The organism is Pseudomonas sp. RGM2987, from assembly GCF_022952855.1.
Taxonomy (GTDB): Bacteria; Pseudomonadota; Gammaproteobacteria; order Pseudomonadales; family Pseudomonadaceae; genus Aquipseudomonas.
Genome location: NZ_JALJDX010000052.1, coordinates 1 through 3,905 on the forward strand (window position 1 = coordinate 1; position 3,905 = coordinate 3,905).

Below are 3,905 nucleotides of genomic sequence, written 5' to 3' on the forward strand. Positions count from 1 at the left end.
CCGCTGGGTTGCGCAGCAGCCCCTATATCAGGCCGTCCGGTGTGCCTGATGAGCCGAGTTGCCGTTCTGGGGCTGCTGCGCAGCCCAGCGGGAGCAAGCTCCCTCGCCACAGGGTTGTTCTCTGGGCTCAATTCATCAATGGGCAAACAACGAATTACCCTTCTGCCCCGCCAGTTTCTCCGGCTTGATCAGGAACCGCGCCAGTGCCGGCAGCAGCCACAGCGCGCCGAACATGTTCCACAGCAGCATGAACGTCAGCATCAGGCCCATGTCGGCCTGGAACTTGATGGCCGAGAAAATCCAGGTGCACACGCCGATGGCCAGGCACAGGCCGGTGAACAGCACGGCCTTGCCGGTGGATTTGAGCGTCTGGTAGTACGCCTCTTGCAGCGGTAGTCCAGCCCGTAGGAAACTCTCCAGGCGGCTGTAGATGTAGATACCGTAGTCCACGCCAATCCCTACGCCCAGCGCCACCACCGGCAGGGTCGCGACCTTGACGCCGATGCCCATGAAGGCCATCAGGGCGTTGCCCAGCACCGAGGTCAGTACCAGCGGCAGGACGATGCACAAGGTCGCCGCCCAGGAGCGGAAGGTGATCATGCACATGGTCGCCACGCAGATGTACACCAGGATCAGGATGGTCAGTTCCGACTGCTTGATCACTTCGTTGGTGGCCGCTTCGATGCCGGCGTTACCGGCAGCGAGGATGAACTCCAGGCCATCGCGGTTGTTTTCCTTGGCAAACTCCTGCACCGCGGTCACCGCACGGTCCAGGGTCTCGGCCTTGTGGTCGTTGAGGAACACCAGCACCGGTGCGAGGGAGCAGCTGTTGTTGTACAGGCCATCAGCCCGGGCGATGGAGTTGTTCAACACGTCGGGGTTGCGCGACAGGGTTTCCCATTTCAGGTTGCCCTCGTTCATGCCCTTGATCATTTGCTTGGACACGGTCACCAGGGAAATCGCCGACTGCACGCCCTCGGTGTTCTGCATCTTCCACATCAATTCATCGATGGGCGCCATGGCTTCGTAGCGCGAGCAACCTTCGGCCTTGGTCTTGACCATCACCACCAGCACATCGGAACTGGTGGAGTAATTGCTGATGATGAAATTGTTGTCCTGGTTGTAGCGCGAGTCCGGACGCAGTTCCGGCGCGCCCTGGTCCAGGTCGCCGATCTTCAGGTTCTGGCTGTACCACAGGCCACCACCGAAGGCGATCACTGCCAGGGCAATGGACACCGGCGCCACCTTGGCACTGGCGAAGTTCGACAGCCTGCGCCAGAACGGATGCTCGCGATTCGCGTCTTTCTTGCTGCGCTCGACCGCACGTTTGCTGATGCCGACGTAGGAAATCGCCACCGGCAACAGGATCAGGTTGGTGAACACGATCACCGCCACACCGATGGACGCGCCAATGGCCAGTTCGCGGATCACGCCGATATCGATGATCAGCAGGGTGATGAAACCGACAGCGTCCGCCAGGATCGCGATCATCCCCGGCAGGAACAGCTGGCGGAACGTACGCCGCGCGGCGGTCAGCGCGTTGTCGGCCTCGCTGGACTGCAAGGCGATACCGTTGATCTTCTGCACACCGTGGGAAATGCCGATGGCGAAGATCAGGAACGGCACCAGCATCGAGTACGGATCCAGGCCGAAACCGGCGGCGTGCATCAACCCCAGCTGCCAGATCACTGCCACCAGAGTGGTGCTCAATACCGCGATGGTGCTGCGCATGCAGTTGGTGAACCAGTACAGCAGGATCAGCGTGATGACGAAGGCCACGCCGAAGAACATCACCACCATGACCAGGCCGTCGATCAGGTCGCCGACCTTCTTGGCGAAGCCGACGATATGAATCTGCACGTTCGGGTTCTGGGCTTCGAACTTGTTGCGGATCTTGTCTTCAAGCTCGTGGGAAAACTTGCGGTAATCGAGGGCGAGCAATTTGCCCTGGTCCTGCGGGTCCGGGTAGGACTCCAGTAGCGGGATGTCGATGATGCTCGACTTGAAATCGTTGGCCACCAGGCGCCCGACCTGGCCGGACTTGAGCACGTTGTTGCGCAGCAGGTCGAGGCTGTCGGCCGAGCCGTTGTAGCTCTGGGGGATCACTTCACCGCCGGCGAAGCCCTCTTCAGTCACCTCGGTCCAGCGCACGCTCGGGCTCCACAGCGACTTGAGGCCCGAACGATCAACGCCGGAAATGTAGAACACCTCGTCGTGGATCTGGCGCAGGGTCTCCATGTATTCCTTGGAGAAAATGTCGCCATCGGTGGCTTCCACCGAGATCCGCACGGTGTTGCCCAGGTTCGCCAGGTCATTGCGGTGCTCGAGCATCTTCTCGATGAAAGGATGCTTGAGCGGGATCATTTTTTCGAAACTGGTGGACGGCCGGATCAGCGTCGCCTGCCAGAACAGGAAAACACTGACCAGCAGGCAAATGACGATCACTGCCGGGCGGTTATTGAAAATCAGGCGTTCGAGAAACGTCGCCTTGTCTTGGTGATGACTGCTCATGGGGTCCGCCTTCTTGTTATTGTGCCCGTCGTGCAGGCTCGACTCATTTGCTCAGTTCAGCACCGGTGGCCGTGGTGGCGCGCACGCCGCCTTGTCCGGCCAGGATCAGGTTGCCGTTGCCCGCCGCCGTGACCGCTGCCACGGAAATCCGGTCCGGGCGGTTGAACACGCTGAAGGTCACGCCATCGTCAGTGCTGCGTACCACGCTGCCGCCATTGCCGACGATCACGATGGAGCCGTCCGCCAGCAGCGTGGCCCCGGCCAGGCCGAACTCCAAGGCGCCCCGGGCGGCCTTGAGCTCGACCTGCTCCCAGGTGCTGCCGAAGTCGCTCGAGCGGTAGAGATTGCCGCGCAAACCGTAGGCCAGCAGCGTCGAAGGCTGGGCGGTGCCAATGACGCCGAACAACGAACCTTCGTACGGGCCTTCGAGTTTTTCCCAGGTCTGGCCCCAATCGGCCGAGCGAAACATGCTGCCGGACTCGCCGACAATGAACAGGCCGGCGTCCTTCACTGCGGTGATCGCGTTGAGGTGGAACTGGTCTTCGTTATCGAGGCGATCGCTGGCGTCTTCCCAGTGCTTGCCGCCGTCGGTGGTTTCCAACAGTGCGCCGTAGGCACCCACGGCGAAGCCATTGTTGGCGTCCTTGAACCAGACATCCAGCAACGGCGCTTCACGGGTAAGGTCTTCGAATTGCTTGGTCCAGGTGCTGCCACCGTCTTCACTGGCGAGGATCTGGGAGTCGTGGCCCACGGCCCAACCGCGTTTGTCATCGACAAAGAACACGGCGGTGAGCAGTTGCCGGGTCGGCACCTTGGCCTGGGTCCAGGAGCGGCCCTGGTCGTCCGAATACACAACGTGCCCCCGGTCGCCAACCGCCACCAGGCGCTGGCCGGCGTGGACCACATCGAGCATCAGGGTCTTGCTGGCCTTGGCCGATTCGACGGAATAAATGACATCGGACGTCGACGCCGCAACAGCCAGCACCGGCGCCGACAACACGGCAGAGCCCAGCAGCGAGAGCGCCGAAGCCAGCAACGCCACTCTGCGCAGCACCGGCGGGCGGCAGCGGCCCACAGCCATGACAGGCTCACTCATAGACCTTTTCCCCCATTTATTATTGTCAGGCTTCGTACGTTGCCAGTTCTGGAGCATAGTCCTGAAACCTGCAATCTAGAGCCCCTTCGGAAGCTGGCCTATCCTATCGGGCTTTCGAAAGGTCTGACAATCGACGCCACGTTATCTTTTGTTAACCATGGGGGATATAAGTCAGGGACGAATGAGAAGACATTCGTGAGGGTGATGAATGTGGCGAGGGAGCTTGCTCCCGCTCGGCTGCGCAGCAGTCGTAAAACCAGGCAATGGAGTCTGCCTGGAGAAATGCAGGGGCCTGCTG

General features: G+C 61.1%; 2 protein-coding genes. Both read right to left on the minus strand.

Features of this window, described 5'->3' with window-relative positions; all coding sequences use genetic code 11:
* Positions 1 to 135: 135 nt before the first annotated feature.
* Positions 136 to 2,511, minus strand: coding sequence for an RND family transporter (locus RGM2987_RS00380; protein WP_245138137.1), 2,376 nt, complete (start codon positions 2,509 to 2,511; stop codon positions 136 to 138).
* 43 nt (positions 2,512 to 2,554) lie between these two features.
* Positions 2,555 to 3,607, minus strand: coding sequence for a YCF48-related protein (locus RGM2987_RS00385; RefSeq protein WP_245138138.1), 1,053 nt, complete (start codon positions 3,605 to 3,607; stop codon positions 2,555 to 2,557).
* Positions 3,608 to 3,905: the final 298 nt, after the last annotated feature.

Excerpts from the sequence above, each read along its gene's own strand:
- RGM2987_RS00380 (WP_245138137.1), bottom strand. The coding sequence starts at position 2,511 with ATGAGCAGTCATCACCAAGACAAGGCGACGTTTCTCGAACGCCTGATT.
- RGM2987_RS00385 (WP_245138138.1), bottom strand. The coding sequence starts at position 3,607 with ATGAGTGAGCCTGTCATGGCTGTGGGCCGCTGCCGCCCGCCGGTGCTG.